This window comes from Piscinibacter sp. XHJ-5 (assembly GCF_029855045.1).
Lineage (GTDB): Bacteria > Pseudomonadota > Gammaproteobacteria > Burkholderiales > Burkholderiaceae_C > Albitalea.
Genome location: NZ_CP123228.1, coordinates 6,281,491 through 6,299,103, shown reverse-complemented (window position 1 = coordinate 6,299,103; position 17,613 = coordinate 6,281,491). Strand labels below are relative to the sequence as shown.

Below are 17,613 nucleotides of genomic sequence, written 5' to 3'. Positions count from 1 at the left end.
CCATCTTTTTTAGCCACATCCTTCGATGTTCGCCTTTCTCCTCAAGCGCCTGGGCCTGGTGCTGCCGACCTTCATCGGCATCACGCTGCTCGTCTTCGCGCTGATCCGCCTGCTGCCGGGGGACCCGGTCGAAGCGCTGTCCGGCGAGCGCGGCATGACCGAGGAACGCTACCAGCGGCTCTCGCAGCAATTCGGCCTCGACCGGCCGCTCACGGTGCAGTACGCCGACTACGTGTGGAGGGCCGTCCGCGGCGACCTCGGCCATTCGACGATCACGCACGAGCCGGTGTTCACCGAGTTCATCGCCCGCTTCCCCGCCACCATCGAGCTGTCGGTGGTGGCCATGCTGTTCGCGCTGGTGGTGGGACTGCCCGCCGGCATCGTCGCCGCACTGAAGCGCAACACCGCGCTCGACTACACCGTGATGGGCGCCTCGCTCACCGGCTATTCGATGCCGATCTTCTGGTGGGGACTGTTGCTGATCCTGACCTTCTCGGTCACGCTCGGCTGGACGCCGGTGTCAGGGCGCATCGCGATCATGTACGACATTCCCAGCGTCACCGGCTTCATGCTGATCGACTCGCTGCTGTCGTCCGACGAAGGCGCGTTCAAGAGCGCGCTGATGCACCTCATCCTGCCCGCCATCGCGCTCGGCACCATTCCACTGGCCGTGATCGCGCGCATGACGCGCTCGTCCATGCTGGAGGTGCTGCGCGAGGACTACGTCCGCACCGCGCGCGCCAAGGGCGCCTCGACGTGGCGCGTGGTGGGCATCCATGCGCTGCGCAATGCGCTGATCCCGGTGGTGACGACGATCGGCCTGCAGGTGGGCACCTTGCTCGCCGGCGCCATCCTTACCGAGACCATCTTCTCCTGGCCCGGCATCGGCAAATGGCTGGTCGAGGCCATCCATCGCCGCGACTACCCGGCGGTGCAGGGCGGCATCCTGATGTCGGCCACCGTCATCATCGCGGTGAACCTGGTCGTCGACCTGCTCTATGGCGTGATCAACCCCCGCATCCGACACCAGTGAGACGCCGATGAGCGCCGTTCTTCCCACCACCGCGCCGCCGTCCCCCTGGGTCGAGCTGTGGCGCGACTTCCGCCGCAATCGCGGGGCGATCATCGGCCTGTCCATCGTCGTGGCGCTGATCCTGTGTGCGCTGCTCGCCGACGTGATCGCGCCGTATTCGCCCTCCGAGCAGTACCGCGAGGCTACGCTGCGTGCGCCGTCGTGGCAGCCCGTCAACGGCCACCGCTTCGTGCTCGGCACCGATCCGGTCGGGCGGGACGTGCTGTCGCGGCTGATCCACGGCACGCGGCTGTCGCTGATCATCGGTCTCGTGTCGGTCGGACTGTCGCTGTCGGGCGGCGTGCTGCTCGGGCTGCTGGCAGGCTTCTTCCGCGGCGGCGTCGAGTTCACGATCATGCGGCTGATGGACATCATGCTGGCGCTGCCGAGCCTGCTGCTCGCCGTCGCGGTGGTGGCCATCCTCGGCCCCGGCCTGATGAACGCGATGTACGCGATTGCCATCGTCATGCTGCCGCACTTCGTGCGCCTCACCCGAGCGGCAGTGATCGGCGAGCTGGCTAAGGACTATGTCAACGCATCGCGCATCGCCGGGGCCGGCACGCCGCGGCTGATGTTCGACACGGTGCTGCCCAACTGCGCGGCCCCGCTGATCGTGCAGGCGACTCTCGGCTTCTCGACGGCCATCCTCGACGCCGCCGCGCTGGGCTTCCTCGGGCTGGGCGCGCAGCCGCCGACGCCCGAATGGGGCTCCATGCTCGCCAGCGCCCTCGAGTTCATCCAGAGCGCCTGGTGGGTGGTCACCCTGCCGGGCCTCGCGATCCTGGTCTCGGTGCTGGCGTTCAACCTGATGGGCGACGGGCTGCGCGACGCGCTGGATCCGAAGCTCAAACGCTAGGCCTGTCCACACCACTCATGGCACTGCTCGAAGTACAGAACCTGACGGTCGAGTTCGGACCGGAGGACGCGCCGTTCAAGGCAGTCGACGGCGTGAGCCTGAGCATCGAGGCCGGTGAAGTGGTCGGCATCGTCGGCGAATCGGGCTCCGGCAAGAGCGTCACGGCGCTCGCGCTGATGGGCCTGGTGGACGCGCCGGGCCGCGTGAAGGCGGAGCGGCTGTCGTTCGACGGCCGCGATGTGCTCAGGCTGTCCGAGAGGCATCGCCGCGCCATGCTCGGCCGCGACATCGCGATGATCTTCCAGGATCCGATGTCCAGCCTGAACCCCTGCTTCACCGTGGAGTACCAGCTGACCGAGACGCTGCGCATCCACGAAGGCGGCTCGCGAAAGGCGCTGCGCGCGCGGGCGCTGGAGCTGCTGCGGGCAGTCGAGATTCCCGACGCGGAGCGCCGCCTCGACGCCTTTCCGCACCAGCTGTCGGGCGGCATGAGCCAGCGCGTGATGGTGGCGATGGCCATCGCCTGCAACCCGCGCCTGCTGATCGCCGACGAGCCCACCACCGCGCTCGACGTGACCATCCAGGCGCAGATGCTGGCGCTGCTGCTCAAGCTGCAGCGCGAGCGCGGCATGGGGCTGATGCTGATCACGCACGACCTCGGCGTCGTTGCAGAAGTCGCGTCGCGCGTCATGGTCATGTACGCCGGCCAGGTGGTCGAGACGTCGAAGGTGCCCGAAATCTTCACCGCGCCGCACCACCCGTACACCGAAGCGCTGCTGTCGGCGCTGCCCGAGCACAACATCGGCCAGCGCCGCCTGCGGTCCATGCCGGGCGTGGTTCCCGGTGCCTTCGACCGGCCGAGCGGCTGCCTGCTGTCGCCGCGCTGTCCCTACGTGCAGGACAAGTGCCGCGCCGAGCGGCCCGCGCTTTACGGCGTGGAGGGCGCGCAGGCGCGCTGCTTCTTCCCGCTCGTGCAGCACGCGTCGGCGGAGGCTTCGGCATGAGCGAATCGAAGATCTCGGTCGAGATGGTCGACCGCATCCACACCGGGAACGCGCCGGTCACCACCATGCCGCAGCCGGCCGGAGAAGACGTCATCCTCGACGCACGCCATCTCGCCAAGCACTACCCGGTCTCGCTGGGCTTTCTCAAGCCCAAGGCGACGGCCCGCGCGCTGGACGGCGTGTCGTTCACGCTGCAGATGGGGCGCACGCTCGCCGTGGTCGGCGAATCCGGCTGCGGCAAGAGCACGCTGGCACGCCAGATCACGATGATCGAGACGCCCACCGCCGGCGAGCTGCACCTGACGGGCGTCGACGTGGCGCATGCCGATGCGGCCGCGAAGAAGCGGCTTCGCCAGCAGGTGCAGATGGTGTTCCAGAACCCCTTCGCCAGCCTCAACCCGCGCAAGAAGATCGGCCAGGCGCTCGAGGAGCCGCTGATCATCAACACCACGCTCACTCGCGCCGAGCGCGAGGAGCGGGCGCGCGCCATGATGGCGCGCGTCGGCCTGCGCCCCGAGCACTACCAGCGCTATCCGCACATGTTCTCCGGCGGCCAGCGCCAGCGCATCGCCATCGCGCGCGCGCTGATGCTGCATCCGCGCATCGTCGTCGCCGACGAGCCGGTGTCGGCGCTCGACGTGTCGATCCAGGCGCAGGTGCTCAACCTGCTGATGGACCTGCAGGAGGAGACGCAGGTCGCCTACGTCTTCATCTCGCACAACCTCGCGGTGGTCGAGCTGATTGCCGACGACGTGCTCGTGATGTACCTCGGCAAGGTGGTCGAGCAGGCGAGCAAGCGCGAGCTGTTCTCGCTGCCGCGCCATCCGTACACCCGCGCGCTGCTGGCCAGCACGCCGCGCATCGACAAGGCCGCGCGGCAGACGCGCCAGGTGCTGTCGGGCGAGCTGCCGTCGCCGCTGAACCCGCCCTCGGGCTGCGCCTTCCACAAGCGCTGCCCGCATGCGCAGGAGCGCTGCCGCGTGGAGGTGCCGCTGCTGCGCCGGCCCACCGACGGCAAGACCAGCGGCGAGATGGCCTGCCACTTCGCCGAACAGATCGCGTGACGCTCGCGATCGTCGGCGCCGGCCAGTCGAGCGCCGAGGATTTGGCGGCGTGCTTCACCGAGGCCTTCGACGGCTACCTCGCCGGCTCGTTCGCGATGACGGCCCAGGCGCTGCCGCTGCGCCTCGCCCGCTGGGGCGCCGAGTTGTCGATGAGCCGCTGCGCCGTCGTCGACGGCGCCCTGGCGGGATTCGTGTTCGTCGGCCGGCACGGCCGCCGCCGGCGCGTCGGTGCGATGGGCGTCTGCCCTGCGGCACGCGGCAGCGGCGCATCGCGCGCCTTGCTGGGAACGGTGGTCGACGAGGCGCGGGCGGCCGGCGCGCAGGCGCTGGAGCTCGAGGTGTTCGCGCAGAACGTGCCCGCGCTGAAGCTGTACCGCTCCTTCGGCTTCGTCGACGGCGCGCCGCTGTGGGGCTTCGTGCGAGAGCCGGCGCCGGTCGACGCGACGCCGGCCACGCCCCGCGCGATGGCCCTCGCCCATGCGGCCGACTGGCTCCAGGCCCATGGACCGGCGCAGCTGCCCTATCAGCAAGGCGGCGAGTCGATGCGGCATGTGGATGCGGCTGCGACATCCTGGCAGCTGGGTACGGCGCTGATCGTCTTCCAGGCGTCGCAGCAGGTCGGCGTCACGGTGCTGGCGCTCGTCGATGCCGATCCGGCGCAACGCGACGCGCGCCGCTTGATCGACGCGCTGCTGGTCGCGCATCCGGCGCAGACCGTGCGCGTGCCGCAGCTGATGCACGACGACATCGCGGCGCGGGCGCTGCGCGAGGCGGGATTCACGGCATTGCCGCTGCACCAGATCCAGATGCGTCTGGACCTGCGCGGATGTCCCCCCGCAAACCCCGCTTGAATCGCTGCGCCTGCTGTCGCAAAGTGGCTGCTTCGCCCGCATCGAAAGGACGCCTCATGCACCGCATCGCCCTGGCCGCCGCCTGCTCCCTGGTCTTCGGCGCCACCGCCCACGCGGCCGGCTTCACCCTGGCCAGCCCCACCGCCAAGCCCAACGCCAAGCTGCCCGACACGCATGTGTTCAACAGCTTCGGCTGCTCGGGCAAGAACATCTCGCCGGCGCTGAAGTGGAGCGGCGCGCCCAAGGACACGAAGAGCTTTGCCGTCACGGTCTACGACCCCGATGCCCCCACGGGCTCCGGCTGGTGGCACTGGGTGGTCATCAACCTGCCGGCCACGACCACCGAGCTGCCCGAGGGTGCCGGCAGCGCCGACGGCAAGGGCCTGCCGTCCGGCGCGATGCAGGTGCGCACCGATTTCGGCGCCCCGGGCTTCGGCGGCGCCTGCCCGCCCAAGGGCGACAAGCCGCACCGCTACATCTTCACGGTGTACGCGCTGAAGACCGACAAGCTCGACGTGCCCGCCGAAGGCACGGCGGCGCTGGCGGGCTTCATGATCAATGCGAACAAGCTCGGATCGGCGACGTTCACCTCGAAGTACGGCAGGTGATGCGCAGGTTTGGGACAATTCGCCCATGACCTCCACCGATCTCCAGGCCACCATCGCCCACATGGGCGCGGCCGCGCGCGCGGCCAGCACGAAGATGGCCGCCGCGCCGACCGCGGCGAAGAACGCGGCGCTGCTGGCGCTCGCGCGGCGCCTGCGCAGCGAAGCCGCTGCGCTCGCGCCGGCCAATGCGCGCGACATCGAGGCGGCCGAGGCCGCCGGCCTCGCAGCCCCGATGGTCGACCGCCTGAAGCTCACGCCGAAGATCATCGAGACCGTGGCGCAAGGCTGCGAGCAGATCGCCGCCATGCCCGACCCGATCGGCGAGATCACCGGCCTGCGGCGCCGCCCCAGCGGCATCAGCGTGGGCCAGATGCGCGTGCCCCTCGGCGTCTTCGGCATGGTCTACGAAAGCCGGCCGAACGTGACCATCGAGGCGGCGTCGCTGGCCATCAAGAGCGGCAATGCCTGCATCCTGCGCGGCGGCTCCGAGGCCATCCATTCCAATCTCGCGCTGTGGAAGCTGGTGCAGGCCTCGCTCGCCGAGGCGGGCCTGCCGCCCGACGCGGTGCAGCTCGTCGAGACCACCGACCGCGCCGCGGTCGGACACCTCATCGCCTCGCCCGAAGCGGTCGACGTGATCATCCCGCGCGGCGGCAAGGGCCTCATCGAGCGCATCAGCCGTGAAGCCAAGGTGCCGGTGATCAAGCACCTCGACGGCAACTGCCACGTCTACGTCGATGCGCAGGTCGATCTCGCGCTCGCGCTGAAGGTCACCGACAACGCCAAGACGCAGAAGTACAGCCCGTGCAACGCGGCCGAATCACTGCTGGTGCATGCCGCCGTCGCGCCGGCCTTCCTGCCGCGCATCGGCGCGCTGTGGGCTGCCAAGGGCGTCGAGATGCGGTGCGACGCACGCGGCATGGCGCTGCTCGAGAAGCTGCCCAATGCCGCGGTCAAGGCGGCGAGCGAGCACGACTGGTCGCAGGAGTACCTCGCGCCCATCATCAGCGTGAAGGTCGTCGACAGCCTCGACGAGGCGATTGCGCACGTCAACCGCTACGGCTCGCACCACACCGATGCCATCCTCACCGAGAGCCATCCGAACGCGATGCGCTTCCTGCGCGAGGTCGATTCAGCCAGCGTGATGGTCAACGCCTCCACGCGCTTCGCCGATGGTTTCGAGTACGGCCTGGGCGCCGAGATCGGCATCAGCACCGACAAGTTCCACGCGCGCGGGCCGGTGGGGCTGGAGGGACTGACGTCGATGAAGTGGGTGGTGCTGGGCCAGGGTGAGATCCGGGCCTGACCCATGACCGACCCGCGGCATGCACTCGTCCTCTTCTCGGGCGGCCAGGACTCCACCACCTGCCTCGCCTGGGCGCTGGAGCGCTACGCGCACGTCGAGACCATCGGCTTCGATTACGGCCAGCGCCATGTCGTCGAGCTCGAATGCCGTCTCGCGGTGCGTGCGCAGCTGCATGCGCAGTTTCCCGCCTGGCACGCGCGGCTCGGCGACGATCACCTGCTGGACCTGTCGCTGCTGGGACAGATCTCCGATACCGCGCTGACCGACGCGCGCAAGATCGAGATGCAGGCCAACGGGCTGCCCAACACGTTCGTGCCGGGTCGCAACCTGCTGTTCTTCACCTTCGCCGCGACCATCGCTTACCGCCGCGGGCTCAGCGTGCTGGTGGGCGGCATGTGCGAGACCGATTTCTCGGGCTATCCGGACTGCCGCGACAACACGCTGAAGGCCTTGCAGGTGGCGCTCAACCTCGGCATGGACACGCGGCTGACGCTGGAAACGCCGCTGATGTGGCTCGACAAGGCGCAGACCTGGTCGCTGTCGGCGGCGCTGGGTGGCGAGAAGCTCAACGAGCTGATCGTCGAGCACACCCACAGTTGCTACGTCGGCGACCGCAGGCAGCGCCACGAATGGGGCTACGGCTGCGGCCAGTGCCCGGCGTGCGCGCTGCGTGCGCGCGGGTACCGCGCCTGGCGCATGCATGGCGACTCGCCGTTCACCGACACGCTGCCCGCCAACCTGTAGACCGCCCTCAGGCGACGCGCTCTTCGCGGGTCGCCGCCGACAGCCACGGCGCGAGCCGCTTCGTTCCTTCCGGCGTGATGCGCAGCGCGCGTGAGCCCTCGACCTTGCGCAGCCAGCCGCGCTCGACGCTGTGCTCCAGCAAGGCCACGGCAAGCGCGCCGGCCAGGTGGTCGCGGCGCTCCGACCAGTCGAGGCACGGATACGCGAAGCGCCGCGCCGCCGCCGGCGTGGTGATCGCCGGCAACGGCACGCCGAGCGTGCTCAACTCCGCACGCCCCGCGTCGCTCAGCAGGAAGTGACCGTCGCATGGCTGGAGCGTGCCGCGCGCCAGCAGCCCTTCGAACAGGGCGACGCCCAGCTCGCCGGCGAGGTGGCTGTAGCAGGTGCGCGCCGCCTTCAACGGCTTGTAGGGCCCCTGGCTCCACTTGTCCGCTTGCGCGCTGCGCTCGGCCACGAGCGACAAGGCTTCCAGCGCATGGCCGATGTCGGCGTCGGCAAGGCGGAAGTACCGATGCCGCCCCTGCGTGCGCGCGACGACCAGCTCGGCGTCGACCAGCTTCGCGACGTGCGCGCTCGCGGTCTGCGCTGTGACGCCCGCAGCGGCCGCCAGCTCGCCGGCGGCCAGGAACTGCCCGCCCATCAGCGCAGCCAGCATGCGGGCGCGGGTCGGGTCGCCGATCATCGCGGCGACCTTGGCGAAGCGCGGCTCGGGTGTCGTCATGGCCCCACCTTCGTCGGATAGACCTGCGGCGCCTGGTCGCGCTCGAACATGCCGTAGTCGCGCACGACGCCGGCCACGCGCAGGCGGTAGTCGGCGAAGAGCGTCTCGCGCCCAGCGCGCTGCGCCGCGCGATGCTCGCCGACCTCGCGCCAATGCTGCACCGAGGCCTCGTCGCGCCAGAACGAGAGCGACAGCAGCTTGCCGGGCTGCGTCAGGCTCTCGAAGCGCTCGACCGAGATGAACCCGGGCACGGCTTCGAGCTGCGGCTTGAGCCGCGCGGCGATCTCGAGGTAGCGCCCGCGCCGTCCCTCGGCCGGAACGACTTCGAAGATGACGGCGATCATCGTGTGTGGTCCTCCACGAAGCAGTTGACTCGTGGAGCAGGCGATGCGGCTGTCTTCCAGGTGCATGAGGTCCGTCCCGCACGGGATCTTCACGTCGGCACGAGGTGCCGCAGCGCTCGCACTGCGGCGGTGCGGGCGTCGTGATCGTCGCACACCGAATCCGCATTCGCCGCGCACTGCGCAGGTCCGTCATGTCAGGCGCCCAGCCCACGCCACGCCAGGTACACGCCAAGCGTCAGCAGCGCGGCGAGGAAGAGCTTCTTGAACAGCGCCGGCTGCAGGCGCTGCCGCATCTTCTGTCCCAGTCCCATGCCGGCGAGCGCCGGCAGCAGCGCGAGCAGCGAGCCGGTCCAGGCCGATGCCGGCAGCGCGCCGCCGTGGCCCAGGGCGAGTGCCAGCGCGATGGTCGAGACCAGGAACGACAGTCCCAGCGCCTGCACCAGCTCCTCCTTGTCGAGCCCGAGCGCCTGCAGGTACGGCACCGCCGGAATGACGAACACGCCGGTCGCTGCCGTCACCAGGCCGGTGGCGATGCCGACGAGCGGGGCAGCCCACCGTTCGTGGCGCGGCGCGATGTGCCAGTGCAAGGTCAGCAGCCCGAGGCCGGCATAGGCGAGCAGCGCGATGCCCAGGCCGGCGGTCGCCGCGCCCGACGGGCCGCGCGTGAGCCAGCCGCCGCCCAGTGCGACGCCGATGCAGACGCCGCCCAGCATCGTGGCCAGTCGGCGCATCAGCGAAAGCAGGCCCGGCCGCGCGGCGATCTGCCAGACATTGGTGACCAGCGACGGCACGACCAGCAGCGCGGCCGCCTGCGCCGGCGACATCGCCAGGCTGAGCAACCCCATCGTGATCGTCGGCAGGCCCAGGCCGACGACGCCCTTGACGAAGCCGGCGAGCAGGAAGACAAACGCGATGGTGGCGATGAGCGGGGTGATCTCGAAGGTGGGCATGGTCGGTGTGAGTGGCGCAGCGATGGGATCGATCATGGGCGCCCGCATCGCATCGATGCTTCGCTGCGCATCGAAACGTCGTGAGCCGCGTGGCGCGCCGGCATCCCGGATACAGTCGGGCGCCATGAGCTCCGGTCAAATCACCGGCTGGGCCGTCGCGGCCGTGCTCCTGTTCTGGGCCGTGGGCGCGTACAACCGGCTGGTCAGCTTGCGCAACGGCATCTCGCGCGCTTTCGCGCCCGTCGAGGTGCAGCTGCGCCAGCGCCACCATCTGCTGGAGCGATGGGTGGAAGCGCTGCGTCCGCTGCTCGAGCACGAAACGCCGGCCCTCGACGCGGTGCTGGCCGCGAGCGGCCAGCTGCAGACCGCCTGCGACGTGGTGCGCAGCCGGCCCAGCGCAGCGCGGCCGATGGCCGCGCTGCGGCTTGCCGAGGAAACGCTGGCCGAGGCGCGCAGCCGCCTCAAGGGCGAGCTGCCGGCCAAGCCGGAGCTGCTGGCCGGTGCCGGCGTCGCGCTGCTCGGCGAAGAGCTCGCCGCCGCCGACAGCACGCTGGGCTTCGCGCGCCGCCAGTTCAACGAGGCGACGCAGAGCTACAACGATGCGCTCGATCAGTTTCCGACCTGGGTCATCGCGGGGCTGTTCGGCTTCCGCGGGGCCGGCACCCTATGACCACGGCGCAGGCACGCGAGCACGACGCGCTGGCGCGGCTGTCGCGTGTCAACGGCCCCGGCGAGCTCAAGGCCGCGGTGCTGGCGCTGGTCACGCAACCGGCGGACGCCGCCGCCTCGCTCGCGGTGTGGCAGGCCGAAGTCGATCCGCTGCCCACGGCGCAGGCGCTGCTCGACGACGTGGGCCGCTTGTCGGACGCGTCGCGGCTGCCGGCCCTCGAGGTGCTGCTCGCGCGAGCGCGCCTGCTGCCCAAGCCCGAGCGCCGCGCGATGCTGCAGTCCACGCGCCGCCTGATGGCGGCGCATGCGCCGCTGCGCCCCATCGACCGGCTGCATTGGCTGATGATGCGGCGCCGCCTCGGCGACCATCCGCCCGCGGCCGCGTCGCCCGCATCGCACAACGACATGGCCCAGCTTCCGCCGGCGACGCTGCTGCAGGTGGCACGTGTCACCGCCTACCTCTCGCGCATGGTGCCGGGCCGCGACCCCGCCGCGGCGCTCGCCTGGTATGCGCAGGCGCTGAGCCCGTTCCTGCCGCGCGAGATGATGCCGCCGTGCCAGCCGCCCGACGGCGATGGCCTGGCGCATGCGCTCGACGAGGTCGAGGCCCTGCCCTGGATGCTGCGGCCCGTGCTGGTGCGCGCCTGGGTCGATGCCGCGGTCGCGACCAGCCTGCGTGCCCGGCTGCCCGCGGCGGCGGCCGATGCGCTGCGCCTGGCCGCCGACCTGCTCGACTCGCCGCTGCCGCCGGAGCTGGCGCGCCAGTACACGGAGCTCGAATGGACGTGCTGAAGGCAGCGATGGCACTGGCGTGGCTGAGCGCCGCCACCGCGTCAATGGCGCAGGACGAGCGCACGCTGCAGGTCCGCAGCCTCGCCGCCACCTGTGCCACCTGCCACGGCACCGAAGGTCGTGCGCTCGAGGGAACGCCGCTGCTGCCGCTCGCCGGCATGCCCGCGCCGCAGCTGGCCCGGCAGATGCGCGCCTTTCGCAGCGGCGACCGGCCGTCGACGGTGATGCAGCAGATCATCAAGGGCTACACCGATGCACAGATCGACCAGCTCGCGGCGTGGTTCGCCGCGCAGGCGCACTGAAGGGCGCCACATGGACCACAGCCGCCGCGAATGGGTCCTGGCTGCCGGCGCCTTGGCGGCGATGGGCCTCGGCGGCTGTGCCGCCCCCGCGCGCAGCGTGCCGGCCAGCGCGCGCGTGCTGGTGGTCGGCGGCGGCTACGGCGGCGCCACCGCCGCGAAGTACGTGCGGCTGCTGTCCGGGCAGCGCATCGCCGTCGTGCTGGTCGAGCCCGAAGACAGCTTCGTGTCGTGCCCGATCTCGAATCTGGTGATCGGCGGCAGCAAGGCGCTGGCGGACATCACCGTGACTTACGCCGGGCTGGCGCGCACGCACGGCGTCACCGTGGTCAAGGACAGCGTGGCGCGCATCGACGCGCAGCAGAAGGTCGCGACCTTGGCATCGGGCCCGACCATCCGCTACGACAAGCTCGTGCTGTCGCCGGGCGTCGAGCTGGTGTGGGACAGCATCGCGGGCCTGCAGGCGGCGCACGAGCAGGGGCAGATCCTGCAGGCCTGGAAAGCCGGCGTCGAGACACTGGCGCTGCGGCGTCAGCTCGAGGCGATGCCGGACGGCGGCGTGTTCGCCATCACAATCCCCGAGGCGCCTTATCGTTGTCCGCCTGGACCCTACGAGCGCGCCTGCCAGGTGGCCAGCTACTTCAAGGCCGTCAAGCCGCGCTCCAAGGTGCTGGTGCTCGATGCCAATCCCGACGTGACCTCCAAGCCGGCGCTGTTCAAGCAGGTGTGGAGCGAGCAGTACGCCGGCATCGTCGAATACCGGCCGCAGCACAAGGCGGTGGCCGTCGACGGTGCGTCGCGTCGCGTGAAGTTCGAGCTCGCCGAGGACGTGCGCGCCGATGTGCTCAACGTGCTGCCCGCGATGCGCGCCGGCGCGATCGCCGTGCAGTCGGGGCTGGCGAACTCCAACGCCCGCTGGTGCGCGGTGCGCTACCTGGACTTCGAGTCCACGGCCGCGCGGGACATCCACGTCATTGGCGACGCGATCCAGCTCGCGCCGCTGATGCCGAAGAGCGGCCACATGGCCAACAACCACGCGAAGGTGGCCGCCGCGGCGATCGTGGCCGAGCTCAGCGGCTGGCCGCCGAATGCCGCGCCGCTGCTCACCAACACCTGCTACAGCTTTGTCGACGCGAAGAGCGTCATCCACGTGGCGAGCGTGCACGAGTACGTCGCCGCCGAGAAGACCTTCAAGGTGGTGGCCGGCTCCGGCGGCGTGTCCAGCGGGCCGAGCGAGCTCGAGGGCGTGTACGCGTGGAACTGGGCCCGCCACATCTGGGCCGATGCGCTGACCTGACACGCCATGAACCAACCCGACCCGCCGCGCCCCGAGGACACGCCGCTCGCCGAGGACCTGCCGGTCCACGTGCTGAACATGCCGCGCGACGTGCGCAGCGTGTCGCTCGCGGTCATCGCGGTGCTGGGCGCGGTGTTCGTGCTGCACTGGGCGTCTGCGGTGTTCATACCGCTGATGATCGGCGTGATGTTCAGCTATGCGCTGGACCCGGTCGTCGACCGGCTGGAAAGCTGGCGCATCCCGCGCGCGGTGTCGGCGGCGGTGCTGCTGCTGGGCATCCTGAGCGGCACCAGCGCGATGGTGTGGTCGCTGGCCGACGATGCCAACGAGCTGCTGCAGTCGCTGCCGGAGGCGGCGCAGAAGCTGCGCCAGGCGATGCGCTCGCAGAAGGGCCCGACGCTGGTGCCGATCGACAAGGTGCAGGAGGCCGCGCAGCAGATCGAGCGCGCCGCCGAGGAGAGTGGCGGCGGGCCGGCGCCGGCCTCGCGCGGCGTGATGCGCGTTCAGATCGAGAAACCGCGCTTCAACGTGAAGGACCACTTGTGGAGCGGCACCATCGGCTTCATTGCCTTGGTGGGGCAGGTGGCGATCGTGTTCTTCCTCACCTTCTTCATCCTGGCCTCCGGCGACGCCTTCCGCCGCAAGATGGTCAAGCTCGCCGGCCCCAACTTCACCGAAAAGCGCGTCACCGTGCAGGCCCTCGACGAGATCACCGAGCAGATCCAGCGCTACCTGCTGGTGCAGGTGTTCACCAGCACCGTCGTCGGCATCATCACGTGGCTGGCGTTCCTGTGGATCGGCGTGGAGTACGCCGGCGTGTGGGGGCTGCTGGCCGGCGCGCTGAACTTCATCCCGTACATCGGCGCCATCGTCGTCACCGGCGGCGCGTCGCTGGTCGGCTTCCTGCAGTTCGGCTCGATGGAGATGGCGCTCGTGATCGCCGGCACGTCCTTCGTCATCCAGTCGCTCGAGGGCTATCTGCTGACGCCGTGGCTCACCAGCCGCGCGAGCCGCATGAGCCCGGTCGCGATCTTCGTCGGCGTGCTGGCGTGGGGATGGCTGTGGGGCGCCTGGGGCCTGATCCTCGGCGTGCCGATCCTGATGGCGGTGAAGACGGTGTGCGACCGGATCGAGGGATTGAAGCCGATCGGCGAATTGCTGGGCGAGTGAGTGTCGGTGCGGCGCTGCTGCGCCGCACCACCCTAAGCGCAAACCCTCGCGGTGGCATGCCTATCCGGCAGTAGCATCATCCGACTTCGCGATCGCCGCGCGCAGGCCCACGAGGCTGCGTGCGCAGCCATGGGGGACCTGATTTGCAGCCCACCGACATTCGCCATCCCGACACCTTCCACAAGGTCGTCGACTGCCAGTGGGCCTGTCCCGCACACACTCCGGTGCCGGAATACATCCGGCTCATCGCCGCCGGCCGGTACACCGACGCGTACATGGTCAACTGGGAGTCCAACGTGTTTCCCGGCATCCTGGGGCGCACCTGCGACCGGCCCTGCGAGCCCGCCTGCCGCCGCGGCCGCGTCGAGGAAGCGCAGACGGCCAAGCCCGAGCCGGTGGCCATCTGCCGGCTCAAGCGCGTCGCGGCCGACTTCAAGGACGATGCGATCGAGGAGCGCATGCCGCGCCCGGCACACCTGAAGAACGGCAAGCGCATCGCGTGCATCGGCGCGGGTCCTGCATCGCTCACCGTCGCGCGCGACCTTGCGCCGCTGGGCTATCACGTGACGGTGTTCGACGCCGATGCGAAGGCGGGCGGCATGATCCGCTCGCAGATCCCGCGCTTTCGGCTGCCCGAGGAGGTGATCGACGAGGAGACCGGCTACGTGCTGCGCCTGGGCGTCGAATTCCGCGGCGGGGTGCGCATCGAGTCGATGCAGCAGCTGCTGGCCGAGAACTGGGATGCGGTGTTCGTCGGCTCCGGCGCGCCGCGCGGACGCGATCTCGCCATTCCCGGCAGGCAGGAAGCCGCCGCGCAGATCCACATCGGCATCGACTGGCTGTCCTCGGTGTCCTTCGGCCACACCACGCACATCGGCAGACGCGTCATCGTGCTGGGCGGCGGCAATACCGCGATGGACTGCTGCCGCACCTCCAAGCGTCTGGGCGGCGAGGACGTCAAGGTCATCGTGCGCTCGCCGTTCGACGAGATGAAGGCCTCCCCTTGGGAGAAGGAGGACGCGATTCACGAGGGCATTCCCATCCTCGATTGCCTGGTGCCCAAGGCTTTCCTGCACCAGAACGGCAAGCTGACCGGCATGCGCTTCGAGAAGGTGAAGGCGGTGCGCGACGAGCGCGGCCGCCGCCAGCTGCTGCCCACCGGAGAGCCCGAGCAGGTGTTCGAGTGCGACGAGGTGCTGGTGGCGGTGGGGCAGGAGAACGCCTTCCCCTGGATCGAGCGGCACATCGGCATCGATTTCGACGAGCACGGCATGCCGGTGCTCGACAAGGCCACGCTGCAGTCGTCGCGGCCCGATGTCTTCTTCGGCGGCGATGCGGCGCTGGGGCCGAAGAACATCATCTGGGCCGTGGCCCAGGGCCATGACGCGGCGATCTCGATCGACAAGTTCCTGCACGGCGAGGACGTGAAGGCGCGGCCCGCGCCCGGCATCACGCTGGTGTCGCAGAAGATGGGCATCCACGAGTGGAGCTACGACAACGAGGTGGCGCCCGACACGCGCCACAAGGTGCCGTGGCGCGATGTCAACCAGGTGCTGCGCAACATCAAGGTCGAGGTCGAGCTGGGCTTCGACGTGAAGACCGCGTGGAAGGAGGCGCAGCGCTGCCTGAACTGCGATGTGCAGACGGTGTTCAGCACCGGCCAGTGCATCGAGTGCGACGCCTGCGTCGACATCTGTCCCACCGACTGCATCACCTTCACGAAGAACGGCACCGAGGCCGACCTGCGGGCGCGCTTGCGCGCGCCGGCGCGGCATGCGGAGCAGCCGCTGTACCTGTCCGACACGCTCAAGATGACCGGCCGCGTGATGGTGAAGGACGAGGACGTGTGCCTGCACTGCGGCCTGTGCGCCGAGCGATGTCCCACCGGCGCCTGGGACATGCAGAAGTTCGCCCTCCAGCTGCCGCGCGCCGGCCGGGGCTGCCGCGTCCACCATGAGCGCAAGGCGGCCTGAGCGATGTCCCACAGGATCGTCAAGCGCATCGAGTCGGTCAACGACTTCGTCGTCAAGTTCGCCAACGTCAACGGCTCCGGCTCGGCGTCGGCCAACGAGATGTTCGCGCGCAGCCTTCTGCGCATGGGCGTGCCGGTGAGCCCGCGCAACATCTTTCCGTCGAACATCCAGGGACTTCCCACCTGGTACGAGGTGCGCGTCAACGAGCGCGGCTATCTTGGGCGGCGCGGCGGCGTCGACCTGATGGTGGCGATGAACCCGCAGACCTGGGACCGCGACCTGCAGGAGATCGAGTCGGGCGGCTACCTGCTGTACGACAGCAGCAAGCCGCTGCCGCCGTCCAGGTTCCGCGACGACGTGAACGTCATCGGCGTGCCGCTCACCGAGATGTGTGCCACGCGCTACACCGATCCGCGCGAGCGCCAGCTGCTGAAGAACATCGTCTATGTCGGCGTCCTGGCGGCGCTGATGGGCATCGAGCCGGAGGTCATCGCCACGCTGCTCGGCGAGCAGTACAAGGGCAAGGCCAAGCTGATCCAGCCCAACCTCGATGCCTTCATGATGGGCCTGCACCACGGCCGCGACGTGCTCGAGAGCGACGTGCTGGGTCTGCGCGTGGAGCGGCGCGACGCGGTGGGCAAGCGCATCTTCATCGAGGGCAACGCCGCCGCCGCGCTGGGGTGCGTGTACGGTGGCGCGACGGTGTGCGCCTGGTACCCGATCACGCCGTCGTCGTCGCTGGCCGAGGCGTTCCAGAAGTACTGCGCCAAATACCGCGTCGACAAGGCCAGCGGTACCAACCGCTACGCCATCGTGCAGGCCGAGGACGAGATCGCGTCGATTGGCATCGTCGTCGGCGCCGGCTGGAACGGCGCGCGCTCGTTCACCGCGACCTCCGGACCCGGGGTGTCGTTGATGACCGAGTTCATCGGCCTCGCCTACTTCGCCGAGATTCCCGCCACCATCATCAACGTGCAGCGCGGCGGGCCCTCCACCGGCATGCCCACGCGCACGCAGCAAGCCGACCTGCTGAGCTGCGCCTACGCCTCGCACGGCGACACCAAGCACGTGCTGCTCTTCCCGGAGGATCCGCGCGAGTGCTTCGACTTCGCCGCCGCGGCGCTGGACCTCGCCGACCGCCTGCAGACGCCGATCTTCGTGATGACGGATCTCGACATCGGCATGAACCACCGCCTGTGCGAGCCGCTGCAGTGGGACGACAAGCGGCGCTACGACCGAGGCAAGGTGATGAGCCGCGCCGACCTGGACGCCGGCCGGGATTTCGGCCGCTACCTCGACGTGGACGGCGACGGCATCCCGTACCGCACGCTGCCCGGCACGCATCCGGAGCGCGGCGCCTACTTCACCCGCGGCACGACGCGCGACGCCTATGCGCGCTATTCGGAAGCCGGGCCTGACTACCTCTACAACGTCGAGCGGCTGCTGCGCAAGTTCGACACCGCGAAGGCGATGGTGCCGCAGCCGGTGGAGCGGCGTGCAGCCAGGCCGACGCGTCACGGCGTCATCTACTTCGGGTCCACCAGTCCGGCCATGGCCGAGGCCTTCGATGCGCTGCACGCGCGCGGCCTGCATGTCGACCTGCTGCGTGTGCGCGCCTTCCCGTTCAGCGAGGCCGTGGACCGCTTCGTCGCCGAGCACGAGACGGTGTTCGTCATCGAGCAGAACCGCGACGCGCAGCTGCGCACCATGCTGATGACCGAGCAGGAGATTGCCCCCGCGCGGCTGGTGCCCATCCTGCACTTCGACGGCACGCCGATCACGGCGCGCTTCATCACCGAGGCGATCGCCGAGCGCATGCCGGGCGCGAACGTGCAGCCGATCAAGGGAGGGCTGGTGGCGTGATGCGAGATGCCCTCGGCCCGGCCCTCTCCC

18 protein-coding genes are annotated in these 17,613 nt (G+C 69.9%); 15 read left to right on the top strand and 3 right to left on the bottom strand.

Going from position 1 to position 17,613, the window contains the following annotated elements:
* Window positions 1-25: 25 nt before the first annotated feature.
* From P7V53_RS29900 to queC, 8 genes are all read left to right on the top strand, one after another.
* Complete coding sequence (locus P7V53_RS29900) at window positions 26-1,033, top strand: ABC transporter permease subunit (RefSeq protein WP_280153114.1); 1,008 nt, start codon at window positions 26-28, stop codon at window positions 1,031-1,033.
* Between the two features lie 7 nt (window positions 1,034-1,040).
* Window positions 1,041-1,928 (top strand): ABC transporter permease subunit, encoded by an 888-nt coding sequence (locus tag P7V53_RS29895; protein WP_280153113.1) that lies wholly within the window; start codon window positions 1,041-1,043, stop codon window positions 1,926-1,928.
* A 17-nt stretch (window positions 1,929-1,945) separates the two neighbouring features.
* Window positions 1,946-2,932, top strand: coding sequence for an oligopeptide/dipeptide ABC transporter ATP-binding protein (locus P7V53_RS29890; protein ID WP_280153112.1), 987 nt, complete (start codon window positions 1,946-1,948; stop codon window positions 2,930-2,932).
* 65 nt (window positions 2,933-2,997) lie between these two features.
* Complete coding sequence (locus tag P7V53_RS29885; RefSeq protein ID WP_280156647.1) at window positions 2,998-3,996, top strand: dipeptide ABC transporter ATP-binding protein; 999 nt, start codon at window positions 2,998-3,000, stop codon at window positions 3,994-3,996.
* Window positions 3,993-4,847 (top strand): GNAT family N-acetyltransferase, encoded by an 855-nt coding sequence (locus P7V53_RS29880; RefSeq protein WP_280153111.1) that lies wholly within the window; start codon window positions 3,993-3,995, stop codon window positions 4,845-4,847. The genes P7V53_RS29885 and P7V53_RS29880 overlap by 4 nt, the downstream gene beginning before the upstream one ends.
* A gap of 56 nt (window positions 4,848-4,903) precedes the next feature.
* The gene (locus P7V53_RS29875; RefSeq protein WP_280153110.1) at window positions 4,904-5,455 is read left to right on the top strand and encodes a YbhB/YbcL family Raf kinase inhibitor-like protein; all 552 of its coding nucleotides are present in this window, start codon (window positions 4,904-4,906) and stop codon (window positions 5,453-5,455) included.
* Between the two features lie 25 nt (window positions 5,456-5,480).
* The gene (locus tag P7V53_RS29870) at window positions 5,481-6,761 is read left to right on the top strand and encodes a glutamate-5-semialdehyde dehydrogenase (RefSeq protein WP_280153109.1); all 1,281 of its coding nucleotides are present in this window, start codon (window positions 5,481-5,483) and stop codon (window positions 6,759-6,761) included.
* A gap of 3 nt (window positions 6,762-6,764) precedes the next feature.
* Window positions 6,765-7,505 carry a 7-cyano-7-deazaguanine synthase QueC gene (queC, locus tag P7V53_RS29865; protein ID WP_280153108.1) on the top strand — a complete coding sequence of 247 codons (741 nt, stop codon included), beginning with the start codon at window positions 6,765-6,767 and terminating at the stop codon, window positions 7,503-7,505.
* A gap of 7 nt (window positions 7,506-7,512) precedes the next feature.
* Here queC and P7V53_RS29860 read toward each other — a convergent pair whose 3' ends face one another.
* The 3 genes from P7V53_RS29860 to P7V53_RS29850 form a co-directional block, all read right to left on the bottom strand.
* Window positions 7,513-8,226, bottom strand: a complete 714-nt coding sequence (locus tag P7V53_RS29860) for a helix-turn-helix transcriptional regulator (RefSeq protein WP_280153107.1) — start codon at window positions 8,224-8,226, stop codon at window positions 7,513-7,515.
* Complete coding sequence (locus P7V53_RS29855; RefSeq protein WP_280153106.1) at window positions 8,223-8,570, bottom strand: antibiotic biosynthesis monooxygenase; 348 nt, start codon at window positions 8,568-8,570, stop codon at window positions 8,223-8,225. The genes P7V53_RS29860 and P7V53_RS29855 overlap by 4 nt, the downstream gene beginning before the upstream one ends.
* Before the next feature lie 194 nt (window positions 8,571-8,764).
* Window positions 8,765-9,556, bottom strand: a complete 792-nt coding sequence (locus tag P7V53_RS29850) for a sulfite exporter TauE/SafE family protein (protein WP_280153105.1) — start codon at window positions 9,554-9,556, stop codon at window positions 8,765-8,767.
* Window positions 9,557-9,644: 88 nt separating this feature from the next.
* On the opposite strand from P7V53_RS29850, the gene P7V53_RS29845 reads away from it, so the two are divergent.
* From P7V53_RS29845 to P7V53_RS29815, 7 genes are all read left to right on the top strand, one after another.
* Window positions 9,645-10,190 carry a LemA family protein gene (locus tag P7V53_RS29845; protein WP_280153104.1) on the top strand — a complete coding sequence of 182 codons (546 nt, stop codon included), beginning with the start codon at window positions 9,645-9,647 and terminating at the stop codon, window positions 10,188-10,190.
* Window positions 10,187-10,981, top strand: a complete 795-nt coding sequence (locus P7V53_RS29840) for a hypothetical protein (RefSeq protein ID WP_280153103.1) — start codon at window positions 10,187-10,189, stop codon at window positions 10,979-10,981. Before P7V53_RS29845 ends, P7V53_RS29840 begins: the two co-directional genes overlap by 4 nt.
* A complete protein-coding gene (locus tag P7V53_RS29835; protein ID WP_280153102.1) occupies window positions 10,969-11,283 on the top strand; it encodes a cytochrome C in 315 nt (104 codons plus the stop codon). The genes P7V53_RS29840 and P7V53_RS29835 overlap by 13 nt, the downstream gene beginning before the upstream one ends.
* Before the next feature lie 10 nt (window positions 11,284-11,293).
* Complete coding sequence (locus P7V53_RS29830; protein WP_280153101.1) at window positions 11,294-12,577, top strand: NAD(P)/FAD-dependent oxidoreductase; 1,284 nt, start codon at window positions 11,294-11,296, stop codon at window positions 12,575-12,577.
* A 6-nt stretch (window positions 12,578-12,583) separates the two neighbouring features.
* Window positions 12,584-13,747, top strand: coding sequence for an AI-2E family transporter (locus P7V53_RS29825; RefSeq protein ID WP_280153100.1), 1,164 nt, complete (start codon window positions 12,584-12,586; stop codon window positions 13,745-13,747).
* A gap of 143 nt (window positions 13,748-13,890) precedes the next feature.
* Window positions 13,891-15,720 carry an FAD-dependent oxidoreductase gene (locus P7V53_RS29820; RefSeq protein ID WP_280153099.1) on the top strand — a complete coding sequence of 610 codons (1,830 nt, stop codon included), beginning with the start codon at window positions 13,891-13,893 and terminating at the stop codon, window positions 15,718-15,720.
* A 3-nt stretch (window positions 15,721-15,723) separates the two neighbouring features.
* Window positions 15,724-17,583, top strand: a complete 1,860-nt coding sequence (locus tag P7V53_RS29815; protein WP_280153098.1) for a 2-oxoacid:acceptor oxidoreductase subunit alpha — start codon at window positions 15,724-15,726, stop codon at window positions 17,581-17,583.
* Window positions 17,584-17,613: the final 30 nt, after the last annotated feature.

Coding starts and splice junctions, on each gene's coding strand:
- P7V53_RS29840 (WP_280153103.1), top strand. CDS start 10,187: ATGACCACGGCGCAGGCACGCGAGCACGACGCGCTGGCGCGGCTGTCG.
- P7V53_RS29855 (WP_280153106.1), bottom strand. CDS start 8,570: ATGATCGCCGTCATCTTCGAAGTCGTTCCGGCCGAGGGACGGCGCGGG.
- queC (WP_280153108.1), top strand. CDS start 6,765: ATGACCGACCCGCGGCATGCACTCGTCCTCTTCTCGGGCGGCCAGGAC.
- P7V53_RS29895 (WP_280153113.1), top strand. CDS start 1,041: ATGAGCGCCGTTCTTCCCACCACCGCGCCGCCGTCCCCCTGGGTCGAG.
- P7V53_RS29845 (WP_280153104.1), top strand. CDS start 9,645: ATGAGCTCCGGTCAAATCACCGGCTGGGCCGTCGCGGCCGTGCTCCTG.
- P7V53_RS29815 (WP_280153098.1), top strand. CDS start 15,724: ATGTCCCACAGGATCGTCAAGCGCATCGAGTCGGTCAACGACTTCGTC.
- P7V53_RS29825 (WP_280153100.1), top strand. CDS start 12,584: ATGAACCAACCCGACCCGCCGCGCCCCGAGGACACGCCGCTCGCCGAG.
- P7V53_RS29875 (WP_280153110.1), top strand. CDS start 4,904: ATGCACCGCATCGCCCTGGCCGCCGCCTGCTCCCTGGTCTTCGGCGCC.
- P7V53_RS29860 (WP_280153107.1), bottom strand. CDS start 8,226: ATGACGACACCCGAGCCGCGCTTCGCCAAGGTCGCCGCGATGATCGGC.
- P7V53_RS29830 (WP_280153101.1), top strand. CDS start 11,294: ATGGACCACAGCCGCCGCGAATGGGTCCTGGCTGCCGGCGCCTTGGCG.
- P7V53_RS29900 (WP_280153114.1), top strand. CDS start 26: ATGTTCGCCTTTCTCCTCAAGCGCCTGGGCCTGGTGCTGCCGACCTTC.
- P7V53_RS29885 (WP_280156647.1), top strand. CDS start 2,998: ATGCCGCAGCCGGCCGGAGAAGACGTCATCCTCGACGCACGCCATCTC.
- P7V53_RS29850 (WP_280153105.1), bottom strand. CDS start 9,556: ATGATCGATCCCATCGCTGCGCCACTCACACCGACCATGCCCACCTTC.
- P7V53_RS29835 (WP_280153102.1), top strand. CDS start 10,969: ATGGACGTGCTGAAGGCAGCGATGGCACTGGCGTGGCTGAGCGCCGCC.
- P7V53_RS29870 (WP_280153109.1), top strand. CDS start 5,481: ATGACCTCCACCGATCTCCAGGCCACCATCGCCCACATGGGCGCGGCC.
- P7V53_RS29890 (WP_280153112.1), top strand. CDS start 1,946: ATGGCACTGCTCGAAGTACAGAACCTGACGGTCGAGTTCGGACCGGAG.